17 protein-coding genes are annotated in these 13,979 nt (G+C 35.4%); 2 read left to right on the plus strand and 15 right to left on the minus strand.

What is annotated here, in order from left to right:
• Positions 1–626 precede the first annotated feature (626 nt).
• On the minus strand, positions 627–1,172 hold the full coding sequence (locus MOC86_RS26765; RefSeq protein WP_268586922.1) for a class I SAM-dependent methyltransferase: 546 nt from the start codon (positions 1,170–1,172) through the stop codon (positions 627–629).
• 133 nt (positions 1,173–1,305) lie between these two features.
• On the minus strand, positions 1,306–2,037 hold the full coding sequence (locus MOC86_RS26770; protein WP_268586923.1) for an SDR family NAD(P)-dependent oxidoreductase: 732 nt from the start codon (positions 2,035–2,037) through the stop codon (positions 1,306–1,308).
• A 115-nt stretch (positions 2,038–2,152) separates the two neighbouring features.
• Here MOC86_RS26770 and MOC86_RS26775 point away from each other — a divergent pair, with 115 nt between their 5' ends.
• A complete protein-coding gene (locus MOC86_RS26775; RefSeq protein ID WP_268586924.1) occupies positions 2,153–2,608 on the plus strand; it encodes a GNAT family N-acetyltransferase in 456 nt (151 codons plus the stop codon).
• Positions 2,609–2,658: 50 nt separating this feature from the next.
• On the opposite strand, the gene MOC86_RS26780 is transcribed toward MOC86_RS26775, so the two are convergent.
• From MOC86_RS26780 to MOC86_RS26790, 3 genes are read right to left on the minus strand one after another with little or no spacing between them, the layout of a single operon-like run.
• Positions 2,659–3,285 carry an NUDIX hydrolase gene (locus MOC86_RS26780; protein ID WP_268586925.1) on the minus strand — a complete coding sequence of 209 codons (627 nt, stop codon included), beginning with the start codon at positions 3,283–3,285 and terminating at the stop codon, positions 2,659–2,661.
• A gap of 38 nt (positions 3,286–3,323) precedes the next feature.
• Positions 3,324–3,965 carry a YczE/YyaS/YitT family protein gene (locus MOC86_RS26785; protein WP_268586926.1) on the minus strand — a complete coding sequence of 214 codons (642 nt, stop codon included), beginning with the start codon at positions 3,963–3,965 and terminating at the stop codon, positions 3,324–3,326.
• Entirely contained in the window at positions 3,962–4,402 is a 441-nt protein-coding gene (locus MOC86_RS26790) for a GNAT family N-acetyltransferase (protein WP_268586927.1), read from the minus strand. Before MOC86_RS26790 ends, MOC86_RS26785 begins: the two co-directional genes overlap by 4 nt.
• Before the next feature lie 125 nt (positions 4,403–4,527).
• Here MOC86_RS26790 and MOC86_RS26795 point away from each other — a divergent pair, with 125 nt between their 5' ends.
• Complete coding sequence (locus MOC86_RS26795) at positions 4,528–4,980, plus strand: MarR family winged helix-turn-helix transcriptional regulator (RefSeq protein WP_268586928.1); 453 nt, start codon at positions 4,528–4,530, stop codon at positions 4,978–4,980.
• Between the two features lie 38 nt (positions 4,981–5,018).
• Here the strand turns inward: MOC86_RS26795 and MOC86_RS26800 are convergent, their stop codons facing one another.
• The 10 genes from MOC86_RS26800 to MOC86_RS26845 form a co-directional block, all read right to left on the minus strand.
• Positions 5,019–5,612 carry a hypothetical protein gene (locus MOC86_RS26800; RefSeq protein ID WP_268586929.1) on the minus strand — a complete coding sequence of 198 codons (594 nt, stop codon included), beginning with the start codon at positions 5,610–5,612 and terminating at the stop codon, positions 5,019–5,021.
• Between the two features lies 1 nt (position 5,613).
• Positions 5,614–5,739, minus strand: a complete 126-nt coding sequence (locus MOC86_RS26805; protein WP_268586930.1) for a hypothetical protein — start codon at positions 5,737–5,739, stop codon at positions 5,614–5,616.
• A 138-nt stretch (positions 5,740–5,877) separates the two neighbouring features.
• Positions 5,878–6,447, minus strand: coding sequence for a maltose acetyltransferase domain-containing protein (locus MOC86_RS26810; protein ID WP_268586931.1), 570 nt, complete (start codon positions 6,445–6,447; stop codon positions 5,878–5,880).
• A gap of 80 nt (positions 6,448–6,527) precedes the next feature.
• The gene (locus MOC86_RS26815; RefSeq protein ID WP_268586932.1) at positions 6,528–7,760 is read right to left on the minus strand and encodes a cytochrome P450; all 1,233 of its coding nucleotides are present in this window, start codon (positions 7,758–7,760) and stop codon (positions 6,528–6,530) included.
• A 158-nt stretch (positions 7,761–7,918) separates the two neighbouring features.
• Positions 7,919–8,626 carry a dethiobiotin synthase gene (gene bioD, locus MOC86_RS26820; RefSeq protein WP_268586933.1) on the minus strand — a complete coding sequence of 236 codons (708 nt, stop codon included), beginning with the start codon at positions 8,624–8,626 and terminating at the stop codon, positions 7,919–7,921.
• Positions 8,623–9,792 carry an 8-amino-7-oxononanoate synthase gene (gene bioF / locus MOC86_RS26825; protein WP_419146697.1) on the minus strand — a complete coding sequence of 390 codons (1,170 nt, stop codon included), beginning with the start codon at positions 9,790–9,792 and terminating at the stop codon, positions 8,623–8,625. Before bioF ends, bioD begins: the two co-directional genes overlap by 4 nt.
• Positions 9,779–11,128 carry an adenosylmethionine--8-amino-7-oxononanoate transaminase gene (gene bioA / locus MOC86_RS26830; protein WP_268586935.1) on the minus strand — a complete coding sequence of 450 codons (1,350 nt, stop codon included), beginning with the start codon at positions 11,126–11,128 and terminating at the stop codon, positions 9,779–9,781. Before bioA ends, bioF begins: the two co-directional genes overlap by 14 nt.
• On the minus strand, positions 11,121–11,900 hold the full coding sequence (locus tag MOC86_RS26835; RefSeq protein ID WP_268586936.1) for a 6-carboxyhexanoate--CoA ligase: 780 nt from the start codon (positions 11,898–11,900) through the stop codon (positions 11,121–11,123). The genes bioA and MOC86_RS26835 overlap by 8 nt, the downstream gene beginning before the upstream one ends.
• A 303-nt stretch (positions 11,901–12,203) precedes the next feature.
• Positions 12,204–12,656: a PaaI family thioesterase gene (locus tag MOC86_RS26840; RefSeq protein WP_419146698.1), complete on the minus strand. Its 453-nt coding sequence runs from the start codon at positions 12,654–12,656 to the stop codon at positions 12,204–12,206.
• 344 nt (positions 12,657–13,000) lie between these two features.
• Positions 13,001–13,963 carry an NAD(P)H-dependent flavin oxidoreductase gene (locus MOC86_RS26845; RefSeq protein ID WP_268586938.1) on the minus strand — a complete coding sequence of 321 codons (963 nt, stop codon included), beginning with the start codon at positions 13,961–13,963 and terminating at the stop codon, positions 13,001–13,003.
• Positions 13,964–13,979: the final 16 nt, after the last annotated feature.

Raw genomic sequence — 13,979 nt, forward strand, 5'->3', positions numbered from 1 at the left:
TTTTTTCTATTATGAACGAGCATAATTTTTATATCCATTCATTACCTTTTTACTCCATGAAATGTGAACACGACGAGATAGTTCGCAAAGTGAACGTCCATAAAAGTGTACTTCTACAGACAGATAAGTTTTAAAAGAAATACATCCTTTTCAATGTCTGTTTAAGTCTAACATTAATTACGAACGTCCTCTAAAACATATATACTTTAACGAATGCTTTTGGTGGAATAATTGAAAAAATAAAGAAGCCGCTCTAGATTAGGAACTAGAAATGTTATTGACCATTCAATAATACATACACTTTGCGTAAGGATAGTCTTTCTCATTTGCGCTTTATTTGCTCCAGTAAAAGAACGAAATAACTCAGAGGCACAATAAGTAGTCAAATAAGCGACAATCTATACGAAAATAATCTTTGATTAAATGAAAAAGCTCTCCATTTTAAAATAGGAAGCTTTTTTCTTCTATTTTTTATAAATAACGAGCATTTCGGTTGCTTTTGGCATAAATCGAAATGTTGTTGGAAGGAGCTTTATTTTCACGTGCTCGTTTTCTAGCGTTTCGATTAGACTATTTAAATATGGATAAATCTCATGATTAAATCCAACAAGCGGATAAATTCGAATTTATCCGCCTTTTTTCGTTACTCTAATCATTTCTTTCATTGCTGTTACGTGAAAGTTGAAATCAAATTGTGCTTCATATAAAAAAAGAAAATGATTGCACAACAAGAGAGAAAAGGTTTGATCTGAAAAAGGCAAATGCGGGAGCGCTCCGTGAAAAAAGCGTTGATCTTTTTCATTTTGCATATATTGCTCCATAAATAAAGAAAACGAGTTTCTTCGAATTTTATCATGTTCTTCTAGCGTCTTATAGGAATCCCATAAAAGAGTATGAGCTCCTTTTTTAAGCTTACGACTAGCTTCTTGGATTTCTTCTTCGCCGTGTTTTCTCATCTCTCGTGCAGATAGATTGTACAAAGGATCTACTGCGTAAGCATCATATCCCTTACGATAAGCGCTTGCTGTGAAAGGAGAAGCTCCTGCAGCCACGTCTAACACTTTTTCGGCTTTAAATTGTTCCATCTTCAAGTCGAACATCTTTTCATACTCTTCGTAAGATCTGCACGTCATAGCAACTCCAACTTGTTCATAAAATACATTTTTACTCATCTTTACGATCTCTCCTCTACTCTACTAAACTCTGCTCAATGTTAGAAAGGTCTAACAGCTATCATTATAAAACTATCTTCCATATATTTCAACAAGTGATTAAAATATAGGTTTCTTCTTTTTATTATGAATTCTATCTTAAATATCCTCCATTGTTGAGATCAAATGTTGCTCCTGTATAGTGCTTAGATTTGTCAGATAAGAGAAAAAGAACCGTTTCAGCTACATCCCTAGCTGTAACAGGTGTTTGGATGAGCTGACTGTTCCAATATTCTTGCTTTCGCCATTTTGGAATACTCTTCATCATCGTTGTATCAACCATTGTGGGCGCAACAGCATTTACTCTAATATGTGGGGAGAAGTTTACGGCACAGCTTTTTGTTAATCCTAAGATAGCGGCTTTCGACATCCCATAAATGGCATCAGAGCTTCCTTCCATTCCTGATACTGACGACATATTCACAATTGTTCCCTTTTCATTATTCCCCATCAGCTTCTTTGCAAAAAGCTGTAAAAAATAGACGGCTCCTTTAACATTAATATTTAATACAGAATCAATGCTTTCTTCAGTATACTCTAATATATTTTGCGCAAGATAAATCCCTGCATTATTTACTAGGGCATGTACTTCCACACCTCTTTCATCAATCCATTCAAAAAAGCGAACAACTTCTTTATAAGAACTAACGTCTACTGTATATGTAGATAAGTTGATATTTTTCATTGATCTTTCTAGCTCTACTAAAGCTTCCTCATTCACGTCACAAGCAATAATTGAAGCCTCTTCCTCTAAGCAAAGTCTCACAATCTCTTTTCCAATACCTGCTCCTGCTCCAGTTACAATTACCCTTTTATTTTTTAGCAAGTTCAAAACTCCTTACATGAAGTAAAATAGTGATATACTGTAAATTTTATCTCACTATTCCATTTCCTTCAAGAAGAATGGATGACAAATACAAATTGTAAAAGGAAGTGTTGTTGTGATAATAAGAAGCTTACACAGAGAGGAAACGCCTCCTTTTTCTTTGCTCTTACTTGCAGATCCTTCTCAAGAAAAAGTGAAGGAACATCTAGAAAAAGGGGTTTGTTTTGTAGCGGAAAAAGATAAGGAAATAATCGGAGCTTACATTTTAGAAGAAAAAAATGAAAAGAGTATTGAACTTGTGAATATCGCAGTGAAAGAACATCTTCATGGAAAAGGAATTGGCAAAAAATTAATTCAGCATGTCCTTCAAAGTACAAAAGAACAGGGCTACGAAATCATTGAAGTTGGAACAGGAAATTCAAGTATAAATCAGCTTGCTTTTTATCAAAAGTGCGGTTTTCGCATGACAGGTATTGAACGCAACTTCTTTTTAGAAAATTACAAAGAACCATTATTTGAAAACGGCATCCGCTGTCAAGATATGGTTCGGCTATCGTTTTTCTTACGGTAAAAAATCAGGTTGATTCCTAATTAATTAGGAATCAACCTGATTTTTTTAAGCTAGAAATGAAATGTTTTATGCAGTTCATGGATGATTTTTTTATAGTAAAATGGCTTATGTTGAACAAATTCTTCCCAATAAAAGACTTTATTAATCGGGGTTTTCTCACCTTTTTGATGTGTTTGAAATCCTTCCACATCAATACTATCCGTTTGACCTAACCAAAGCTCAACAACAGAAGAAAGTTTGGCTCTTACAAGACCTGAAACTTCCTCTTGCTGAAGGGTATATCCTTCAAATGTGTGCTGAGTTTTATACACGAAAACATGTGCTAGCTCTTTGTCAATAAAATGTGGAAGTGACACGCTATATGGAATAACGCCGAGCGAGAGAAGGTTGTTGAACTCTACTTCAACGCCAAGCTCCTCTTCTACTTCCCTGATGCCATCCATAACTTTTTCATGTGCTAATAGGTGACCTGCTGCTGTAATATCTAACAAATTCGGATAATCTTTTTTCTCTTTGCTTCGAATTTGAAAATAAAGATAAATCTCTCCTTCATATTCACTAACAAACCAGCAGTGAAAGGTTTCGTGCCAGTATCCTTTCTTATGAACCTCATCTCTGGTTTTCTCACCAATGTGCACTTGGTTTTCATCAAATATTTTTAAGTATTCTTCTTTCACTCTATTTCCCCCTACTCACTCTCCCGTTTTCATACAAACTATTCTTTTTCTTCTAAAGGTGAAAGGAGAATCCCCTCTGTTTTTTTGAAAAGCCATTTTCTTGTTAACGGCATAAAAAACTGTAGAAGAGGTCCGCCAAGCCCTACTGTAAGGAGCGTTCCGATTCCAATTGGACCATGTAGCAAAAATGCAAGAAGTAAAAAGGTAACATACAAAACAGTTTTAGATAGCCTAATACTTATTCCAGTTCGTTCAGTTATAATAAGCATAAGATGATCAAGTGGAATTGGAGCAAAGTTTGTATGAAGATAAACCGCTGTTCCAATCCCTATAATAATTAAGCCTACCGTGAAAACTAGAAATTGGCTAGGATTTTCAAGTGTTTTGATCAAAAAAAGCCAAAAATCAATACAAACTCCTGTCATAAAAGCGGTCACTAATCCTAAAAATTTTGGCTTTTGCTTTTTTAAACATGCATTTGTGAAGATAAGAACGAAGGAAATCACAACTTCCCAACTTCCAACTGTTAAGCCAATGTTATGGGATAGGCCAACTAAAAGAGCATCAAAAGGTGACGTTCCAAGGTTTGCTTTTATCGTAAGAGAAATTCCTAAAGTTAAGAGAAGAATGCCTATACTATAAAAAACAAGTGTAAAAGCATTTACTTTCCTTTTTATCATGAGTGAACGAACTCTTTAACCATTAAAATGTGTGGAATACCATCTTCCATAAAAACAGTTGAAGAAGCATCATACCCTAACTTAGTATAAAACCCTTGTGCTTGCACTTGTCCGTGCAGTTTTACAGACGAAACGCCATGCTCTTCTACGATTCTTTCAAGAGCTTCTATAATGACTTTTCCAAGGCCATATTTTCGATATTCTTTTAAGATACAAATTCGTTCTAGCTTCCCAACTCCTTCTACAACGCGTACACGTCCTGTACCAACAGGCTCTCCGTTATAATAGACGAGAATATGATCACAACCATTATTCAGTTGATCATATTGATCAAACTCGTCTGCTAGTGATACTCCTTGTTCACTCACAAATACCTCTTTTCTAATATAGAACGCAGTCTCTAACTCATCTTTTGTTGTAATTTTCTTTGCTGTCATTTTAACCCCACCTTTTCTAGATTTATCAATGAACATCCTTCATAATGAATTTATTATCCCTATAAAGTATACAAGAAAATATTTTTGTTGTAAATGCAACAAAAATATAAAATGGAGGTTTTTTTGTGGATGATGTTTTAAGAGAAATTGGAATGATTGCAAGAGCACTTGACTCTATTAGCAATATTGAGTTTAAAGAACACAACTTAACAAAAGGACAATACTTATATCTTGTGCGTATTTGTGAACATCCTGGCATTATTCAAGAAAAGTTAGCGGAAATGATTAAAGTAGACCGCACAACTGCTGCTCGGTCTATAAAAAAGCTCGAAACGGAAGGATTTATCGAAAAGAAAGATGATTATCACAATAAGAAAATTAAGAAACTCTTTCCAACAGAGAAAGGAAGAGAAGTTTATCCGTTTTTAAGACGAGAAGGAGATCATTCTGAGAAAGTAGCTTTAACAGGGTTCTCGGAGCAAGAACGAAAGGAAGTGTTTCAGCTTGTTCAACGGATAAGAAAGAATATTGAAGGAGACTGGGAAGCTGTAAAAAAAGGAAAGAAAAGAGAGTATTAAAAAAAGAGCAGGCCTTTTCCACAAAGGACTTGCTCTTTTTAAGCAGAATGAGCTTTTTCGAGTAATGTATTGTATTCTTCCCAAAATGCCTTGTAGCTTTCTCGTTCATCTTCATCCTCTATTATTTTCTTCTGTGACTGTTCAAAGAACGCTTTCACTTCTAATGCAAATACGACAATTTCCTCTCGATACTCTTCTTTACTGATTTTTACCTTTAAACCTTTATAGTCTACAACTCCTTCCTTATAGCTTGTTGTCGTAAACTTTACAAAATTAGATAGGATAATCTCTCCCTCCATGTGCTGTACTCCCCAATAAATTGAGATTGGACATCCTGGTGATGAAACATTTCCACAGTGGGTAATAAGCGGTTCATCACGTTCAGGATCTATCTCTTGGTATGTAAAAGAAGGTTCTTCATAGAGCGTACGCAGTAAAGTTAATGCAGAAGTACTAATCCCCCACTCTTCATCCCTACCAGAGTTTGTGATCATCACATCTCCTACTTTTATATAAAGTTCTCCATGGGAGCATAAATCGTGAATTTCCTCTCCTAGCCAATATTGATTTATAATGTTAATTTCAAACATCTTTTCACCTTCACTTTCTAAAAAATTCAAGCTTAAAAACAAATTACTTCTCCTTCTTTTCTTCAAGAATTTCAATAATTCTCTCATTCTGCTTTACGATTTTCCTCATCTGCGTATCTAGAGACAAAATCGTTACAAGAACAATAACAAAACCAATCAGACCTAGCATTCCAACCTCTCCCTTCCCTTTAATGGTAACATAGTAAATTTCGTCCTGTATAAGGTAACCTCTTTCTTTGTTCAAAAAGTAAAAAAAGAAAACCTTCAAAAGGTTTTCTTTTTTGGCTTATGTTCATATCGTTGTTGCTTATAGTGAAGGAACGTCAAGCTTTTTAATAATTCGGGCTGGATTTCCTCCAACTACGACATTGTCAGGCACATCTTTCGTCACAACTGCTCCAGAAGCAATAACAACATTATGACCAACTTTTATCCCTGGATTAATGATTGCTCTTCCACCAATCCAAACGTTGTTTCCAATTGTAACAGGGATTCCATACTCTCCTGCTGTATTTCGTTCGTGAGGATCTAATGGATGTGTAGCTGTATAAATATGGACGCCTGGAGCAATAAAACAGTTATCTCCAATTCGAATCTCACATACATCGAGAAGGACACATTCAAAATTCATAAAAAAGTTTTTACCTATATGTATGTTGTAACCATAATCACAGCGAAAAGGTGGTTCAATATTAGCATGCTCACCTCCTGAACCAAACAGCTCTCCTAAAATCTCTCCTTTTTCTTCATCACTCATCTCAATGTTATCATTATATATTTTCAATAGTTTTCGTGCTTTTTTTCGATCTTCTCCTAACTCCATATCATCTGACTGGTACAATTCCCCCGCTAACATTTTCTCTTTTTCAGATTTCATTTCTTTCTTCCTTCCTCTTAATATAATTGCTTCACCACAACTATACTTGTATATACAAGAAAATCCAATATATCTAATACTTAAATAAAATTCTCATCTGGAAACGAATCAAATGTTACGTGCAATTCTACTAAAGATTTGAAGCCAATAATTTTTCGGTAATGACCATTGCCATCTACCGCTTGTAAATTTCGTACTTTTTGTAAAAGTCGTTCGATCGCAATTTTAGCTTCTAGACGTGCTAAGGAAGACCCCAAGCAGAAATGACTACTGTGACCAAAAGCAAGATGGGGATTTGGATTTCTTGTAATATCAAGCTGATGAGGACTCCGGAACTTTCTAGAATCCCGATTAGCAGCTCCTAAAAATAAATAGACTTGTTCTCCTTTCCGAATAACAGCCTCATTCACGGTAATATCTTCTGAAGCAGTACGAGCAATGAGCTGTGCAGGACTTTCAAATCTTAAAAACTCTTCTAGGGCTGTTGTTATTAATTTTGAGTCATCTTGTAATTTCTCTAATTGCCTTGGGTTCTGAATTAGTAAAAAGATAGAACTACTAATAAGATTAACAGTTGTTTCGTGCCCAGCAATTAAGAGTAAAACACATGTTGCTATGAGTTCATCATAACTTAATTTCTCTTCTCTCTGTTTTTCCTGAATTAATTTACTAATCAAATCTTCTTTTGGTGCTTGTTCTCTCGCTTTAATTATTTTTTTGAAATAGGCTATTATTTCTTCCGTTACTTTGCGACTATTCCCTAACGTTTTCGGAGATCTCATAAAATCAATGGATTGAATAAAACTAGCCGTCCATTCTTTAAATAAGGGACGATCCTTTACTGGCACTCCTAATATTTTAGCAATAACAGAACTTGCTAAAGGGAAAGCAAAGTCAGATACAACTTCCATAGTTCCTCTACAAATCACTTGATCTATGAGTTCATCTACTGTTTTCTCTATAAAAGGATGGCATTCGTTTATAATATTTGGTGTAAAAAATTTAGTAACAAGAGAGCGTAATCGTCTATGATGCTGTGGATTAGTAAATAACATCATATTCTCTTGAATTCTTCTAAGATTCTCGTAGTTGCGAGAAAAAGCCGGAATAGGAGGACGGCTATGGAATCTTGAATCTTTAAGGACTTTTACCGTTTCTTCATATCCTGTTATGTACCAGCCTTGATATTTTAATAATGTACTTTTATAAATAGGATTAATGGATCGCATCTCTTCATAAAATGGATATGGATTTTGAAAAAACTCCAAAGTATTGAAAGAAAATGACTCTATATTTGTAGTATTTATTTTCATGTTATCCTCCTTGGTTATTTTAAAATAAATAAGCAGCCGAAATTCACTCGACTGCTCGTTTTTACTTTTCCTCTACTAAAATTCACTCGTAAAATAGTTTAATAAAGATGAAGCTTCTATCTTTATAATGAACAATTCACCTCTTGAAAACAAAGTACTTATTCGTATTGCTGTTCCATCCTATTTATAATAAGTTTCGTATCAAGATGTTGATTCACTACCATTTCGATATTTTCTTTTGTTATCTCCTTAAGTTTTGGGACAATTCCTAAAATAGGGACACCGCACATCTCTTCTATTGAGATAGGGTTTGTTTGTTCATCTAGTCCTGGGTTATCACTCATTCCATTGATGATAATACCTGCAATCTTTATCCCTTGACTTTTAGCATAATGAACAGTTAGGAAAGTATGGTTTAGCGTCCCAAGATTAGGACGAGTGACAATAACAATGGGAAGGTTTATCGATTTAATCAAATCACTAACTAAAAAATGTTGACCAAGCTGAACGGAAATTCCTCCTGCTCCTTCGACAATAAAAGAGTTATATATAGGTTTTATATCATTCCATCTTGTCATCACTTCATTGAGCCCTACTTCTTTTCCTTCTAACTTTCCGGCTGTATAAGGAGAAAGAGGTTCTTTAAATGCAAACGGAGTAATTTCTTCATGCGAGAGCTTAGTTCCTGACATAACTTTCAATAAACTTGTATCACTGTTAACGTCATCTCGACTTACCCCACTTAAAAATGGCTTAAACACTCCAACATTTCCTTTGTGCTTTTTTAACAGTAAGGCTAAAGCACAAGAAACAATGGTCTTTCCTACTTCTGTATCTGTTCCTGTTACAAAGAATCCGAATTTCAAATCACCTTCATCTCCTTTCCCGTTACATAGAAACTTTCTAATATCCTCTCTATCTCGCTATCCTTGTATTCTGATGTTATCGTTATCCGTATTCTACTTTGCCCTGCTGCAACAGTAGGGGGACGAATGGCAGAAGTATAAATTCCTTTTCTTTGTAATCTTTGCGAAAAGGAAACAGCCTTTGTAGAGTCGCCGATCAGAACAGCTACGACCGGCGTCATCCCTCCTTTTACATTAAAGCCCATACCCTTTAATCCCTTCGTTATTTCCCCAACAGCTCCAAATAATCGATTCCGTTTTTCATCACTTTTTTCAATAATTTTAAGGGCAGCGTATGAAGCAGCACAGATAGCCGGTGACATAGCGGTCTGAAAAATAAAGGTACGAGCATGGTTTCGTAGAAAATCAATAAGTGTGTGTGAACCTGCTACAAATCCACCTTCTGTTCCTACAGCTTTGCTTAGCGTTCCAATAATAATGTCTGGATGAACATGAAAATGTTCACTTGTTCCGCCTCCTGTTTTTCCTAGCACACCTGTTGCATGAGCATCATCTACAATTACATACGCTTTATACTTCTCTGCTAGTTTCATAATTTCAGGTAAAGGAGCTAGAGTTCCATCCATACTAAAAACACTGTCTGTTACAATAAAACGCCGCTCATATTGCCCAGTATCTTCTAATTTCTTTTCAAGATCAACCATATTAACATGCTCATAAATGACTGTATGTGCTCTTGACAATCGACAGCCATCAATAATGCTAGCATGATTGAGTTGGTCACTTAAAATGATATCGCTTTTTTCTGGAATAGAAGATAATACCCCAATATTTGCAAGATAGCCGCTTGAAAACAATAAAGCAGATTCCGTTTTTTTAAAGGATGCTAACTTTTTTTCTAACCTTTCGTGCAATAATGTATTGCCAGTTGTTAAACGAGCTCCACTACTTCCTACGCCAAACGTTTCTATACCATCTTGAGCTGCTCTAATTAGACGTCTATCATTAGAAAGACCTAGATAATTATTAGAAGAACAAACAAGTTGTTTTCTTCCATCAATATCTACCTCTGTTTCCGGAGCACTTTGCATTGTTTTTAGTGTTCTATATAATCCTTTTTCCTTCATTTGTAAAAGGCGATTTTCAAGCTCATCATTGAAGGACACCATTCGTTACCTCCGTAATCGCTTGCTTTATAATCTCGATCATTTCTTTTAAATCTTCTACTGTACTTACAAGTGGCGGCATAAGAACGATAACATCTCCAAGCGGACGAGTTAGCATTCCAAGCTCCCTCATCTTTAAAGAGACTTTGTAACCTATTCTCTTATCTGACGGAAAAGGTTGTCTCGTTTCTTTAGATTGAACAAGTTCAATACCACACATAAAGCCAAGTTGGCGAACATCCCCGACATGAGATAGTTCGTATAGTGTGTTAAGCAGTTGTTTAAGGCTTTCACTCTTCTCGGCAACTTTTTCTACTATATCTTCCACTTCAAATAACCTTAAATTTTCGAGAGCGACAGCACAGCCAAGTTGATTCCCTGTATAGGAATGACCATGAAAAAAGGTTTTCATATTTGAATAGTCATCATAAAATGCTTCATAAATCCGTTCTGTTGCAAACGTTACTGCGATAGGTAAATATCCACCTGTAATTCCTTTTCCGGCAGCCATTAAATCTGGTTGCACATTTTCATGCTCACATGCAAACATTTTCCCTGTACGACCAAATCCAGTTGCTACTTCATCAACAATTAATAACACTTCATATTTTGTACAAAGCTCACGTACGCCTGAAAGAAATCCTTCTGGCATTACGATAATCCCCGAAGCTCCTTGGACAATAGATTCAATAGATAAAGCAGCAATTGTATGGTGGTACTCTTTTAACAATTGTTCAAGTGCCTGTAGACATTCGTCACGGCATATACAAGGGTCTTGACTCTCTGAACGATATACATAGGGAATAGGAGCTTTAAAACTTTCAAACATTAATGGACCATATACATGATGAAATAAATCGATAGAACCAATGCTAACGGCCCCAATTGTGTCTCCATGATAACCGTTTTTCATAGATATAAATTTTTGCTTTTCTGATTTTCCAACATTTTTCCAATATTGAAAAGCCATTTTCAAAGCAATTTCGACCGCCTCTGCACCACTGTCTGAATAAAAAACACGGGTTAAATTTTTAGGACTTATGTTAACAAGTTTCTCAGCAAGCTCGGTCGCTGGCACATTTGTCATACCAAGCAAAGTAGAATGAGCAATTTTTTCTAACTGTCGTTTTATAGCATCGTCAAGCTCCTGTTTACGATGTCCGTGTACATTTAGCCATACTGAAGAAAAGCCATCGTAATATTCTTTTCCATAAACATCTTTAACCTTTATTCCCTCTCCATTTTCAATAATGAGCGGATTCTCATCATAATCTTTCATTTGTGTAAACGGTAACCAAAGATGTTTTTTACTTTTTTCAATTAATTCACTACTCATGATTTCCCTCCCATTGAACAAGAACAGGGTTCTTTTTTAAGTAATCTATGTATTTCGTTATGTCTTCAGAGCTATCAACAAAGAAGATACGGCAACCTTGCTCATTCCCATATTCTTTTAGGTTTGTAATCCGCTGATATCCAAATTTTTTATTAGCCACATATCCTGTCGTGTAATCCGGATCATCAGACCAACATAGTTCTGCAACTGTAGCTTGATGCATACTTACTTTTGAGGCAAGGGTTATAGCTTCTTTCAATCGATCATTTTGATTGACTGCAATCTCTCTCTTCCATTTCTTAAAGTTTTCATCTCGCCAATCCATTCTAGATACACGAATCCCTTTTCCATTGTGATGACTTTCATCTAATCGTTGTCCTGTCTTACTATCGATAAGAATGGCACCACTGAGTTCCGCATGTTCTTCCATTAGTAGGTAAGCTTTTTGAATAATAGGAAACGGCACTCCACATTTCATTAATAAGTTTTGAGCTAATAACTGTCCCTCCTCAACTGAATTTGTAGTATGTGTAGTAACTTGTAGAGGACTAATGACTTGAACAGGCTTATCTACTACTTCAAACTGAATTTGCGCAAAGTCTGGTTTTCCTCTTGAATGGGTTAAACTTTTATGAAGTAGCTTATCTACTGACTCTCTAATTTCATCAAATAAAACAAGTTGTTCCCCACCTGATATATGTTTCCCTCCTTCCTCGTGTGGTTTACTCTTAGAAGCTCTCATTCTCACACTATAATATGGTAAATCTCTCATTCTCTTGTCCCTACTTTCATTCTAAAACTGAACCTCAATGATAAAATATTTACGGACTTATATATGTTAACTTAATATAAAAATTGGTTAACATATATAAATGTTAACTTCTTTACACAATTCTGTCAATTGCATATTTACAAGGTTATAGTTGATTTTTGAGTGAAAGACAAGCCTTATCTATCAGATTAAAGAACACTACTTTTATGGGGATAAAACATTATTGCTACAAGTTTTTGCATGTAATAGACAAAAAAGAGAACTCCTCCTCCCATCTTTAGATGAGAGGAGGAGTTCCCTTATCTATTCAACAGGAACAAAATAATGATTCTTGCGGTAAACTAGAGCGTCCATCGTAGCTAAAAGTTCTCCATCACTTTCTACTCTAATTTTATACCAACCTGTACGGTTATTTCGTTTCTCTTCTACAGCTTTTGCTATTAAACGCGTTCCTACCTTTCCGGGGGCCATAAAATTAACATTTGTTGATAGCCCAACAGATGTCTTTCCATAAGAATTACTAGCTGCTGCAAAAACATAATCTGCTAAAGAAAAGATGATTGCTCCATGGACTGTGCCATGTGCATTTAACATATGATCTTTGATATCCAATTCTGCGGTTGCTGTACCTTCTCCCATATGGATTAATTTCATGCCTAGAAAATGTGCAAAGGGTTCTTGTTCCATAAGAGAAAAGATTTCATTATAGTATTTCTGATGAATTTCTTGTTCCGTTATATTTGTTTTCATTATCATTCCTCCGCTTTTTAGGACTAGTCAAACACCTGTCACATAGAAAATGGTTCCAATTTAAATACGGTGGAGAAAAAGACTATTATATATTTCTAAATACGAATTTAAAAAACTAGGATAATGCCTTCCTGTAAGATTGATTTTCTAAGATCCCCATCTCTTAAAAGGTTATTCAATAACACCTCTATCAAACATCAAAGATAGACAGCATTCTTTAGGAGGTTCCTTATATTTAAAACGCTTTCAAAAAAGGAAACTGAAAAACTTGTATAAATAGAAATCTTACTTGTTGATAGGAATCAAAAAAAACAAAGTTTTTAAGCCTTTTAGACAATCGAGATTATAATTTAAGATGTGAATGTTTCCAAAGCTGAGAAGGATTGTTGAATTCTTGATGAAGCTTCTTTCATCATGTTTTCTAACAACCCTTTTACACTAGGAATATTTGAAAGTAAACCTGCTACTTGTCCACTGTTAATAAATCCATTGACAAAGTCTCCTTTTAGAGCTCCTATAACATGGAGATTTTCAGAAGTCATTTTATTGTATTCCTCTAAAATCATCCCTTCATTTTCTTTTTCAACGATTTTATTTGCATATGGAGTATTTAATATTCTTCTTACCTGCCCTACCGAACGTCCTACAACAACTGTATCTGTATCACTTGCTTGAATTAATTTTTGTTTATAGCTCATGTGAAATGGTGCTTCCTGCGTAGCAATCAGACGGGTACCAATCTGAACTCCACTTGCTCCCAACATTAAAGCTGCTGCCAAACCTTTTCCATCCCCAATTCCGCCTGCAGCAATTACAGGGATATCTACACATCCAGTGAGTTGTGGAATAAGCGTAAATGTTGTGAGTTCAAGATTAGAATTAATTCCGGCTGCTTCAAACCCCTCTGCTACTAATAAATCGGCTCCTGCTCTCTCTGCTTTTTTAGCATGTTTGACAGAAGCGACTACTACGATTACCTTTATACCGTGCGAATGAAGTCTCGGAATAATTGAAGCAGGATTTCCTGCTGATAATGAGACAACTGGAATGTGACTATCTATGACAATATTTATGATATCCTCTAAAAAAGGTGTAACAGTAATAGGAATGTTTACAGCAAAGGGTTTATCTGTTCTCTTCTTTGTTTCTTGAATCATTTCTTCGACTTGATCTGGTGTCATCGTTCCGCAGCCGATTGTACCTAATCCTCCTGCTTCTGATACAGCAGCAGTGAGAATTGCGTTGCTAATATTCCCCATTCCCCCTTGAATAATAGGATATTTAATATTTAATTGTTCTGTTAAGCGTAACATTTTCACCACTCCCCTC

Source organism: Priestia endophytica (assembly GCF_026790145.1).
GTDB classification, from domain to species: Bacteria; Bacillota; Bacilli; order Bacillales; family Bacillaceae_H; genus Bacillus_I; species Bacillus_I endophytica_A.

Coding starts and splice junctions, on each gene's coding strand:
- MOC86_RS26765 (WP_268586922.1), bottom strand. CDS start 1,172: ATGAGTAAAAATGTATTTTATGAACAAGTTGGAGTTGCTATGACGTGC.
- MOC86_RS26785 (WP_268586926.1), bottom strand. CDS start 3,965: ATGATAAAAAGGAAAGTAAATGCTTTTACACTTGTTTTTTATAGTATA.
- MOC86_RS26790 (WP_268586927.1), bottom strand. CDS start 4,402: ATGACAGCAAAGAAAATTACAACAAAAGATGAGTTAGAGACTGCGTTC.
- MOC86_RS26805 (WP_268586930.1), bottom strand. CDS start 5,739: ATGCTAGGTCTGATTGGTTTTGTTATTGTTCTTGTAACGATTTTGTCT.
- MOC86_RS26810 (WP_268586931.1), bottom strand. CDS start 6,447: ATGAAATCTGAAAAAGAGAAAATGTTAGCGGGGGAATTGTACCAGTCA.
- MOC86_RS26815 (WP_268586932.1), bottom strand. CDS start 7,760: ATGAAAATAAATACTACAAATATAGAGTCATTTTCTTTCAATACTTTG.
- bioA (WP_268586935.1), bottom strand. CDS start 11,128: ATGAGTAGTGAATTAATTGAAAAAAGTAAAAAACATCTTTGGTTACCG.
- MOC86_RS26835 (WP_268586936.1), bottom strand. CDS start 11,900: ATGAGAGATTTACCATATTATAGTGTGAGAATGAGAGCTTCTAAGAGT.
- MOC86_RS26840 (WP_419146698.1), bottom strand. CDS start 12,656: ATGATAATGAAAACAAATATAACGGAACAAGAAATTCATCAGAAATAC.
- MOC86_RS26845 (WP_268586938.1), bottom strand. CDS start 13,963: ATGTTACGCTTAACAGAACAATTAAATATTAAATATCCTATTATTCAA.